Annotated in this window: 1 protein-coding gene; it reads left to right on the top strand. The window is 41.7% G+C overall.

The features are described from left to right. Nucleotides 1-200 precede the first annotated feature (200 nt). A partial coding sequence (locus E3E29_RS11470; protein WP_167911111.1) for a HypC/HybG/HupF family hydrogenase formation chaperone occupies nucleotides 201-415 on the top strand: 215 nt, incomplete at its 3' end.

The following is a 415-nucleotide window of genomic DNA, read 5'->3' as shown; positions in this document are numbered from 1 at the left end:
CTCAATAGAATAATCATACATTCCTAAAAGGATATCAAATCCGCTATTCCTTGGGATTTTTGATTTGTGAGTGTCATCAGGCCTTAAGTTAGAACTAGAATTCGCAGTTAGAGAATCCTCCCTTTAGTTGAGGTTATATGAAATTCTTTTTTATGCAACATTTAAAAAGTCCCAGACAAACCTAGAAACAGGTGAGAAAAATGTGTCTGGCAGTTCCAGCTAAGGTTCTTGAGATCAACGGAAACGTTGCGATTGTTGATTTCGGGGGCGTAAAGAGGGAAGCTCGCCTTGATTTGCTTCCTGATGTTAAGGTTGGCGATTACGTGATCGTGCATACAGGCTTTGCAATAGAGAAGCTGGACGAGGAGCGCGCTAAAGAGATACTCGAAGCATGGGACGAGGTGTTCAGAATAAC

Origin of the sequence: Thermococcus sp. Bubb.Bath (genome assembly GCF_012027595.1) — an archaeon.
Lineage (GTDB): Archaea > Methanobacteriota_B > Thermococci > Thermococcales > Thermococcaceae > Thermococcus.
This window is presented reverse-complemented; position numbering and strand designations above follow the sequence as displayed.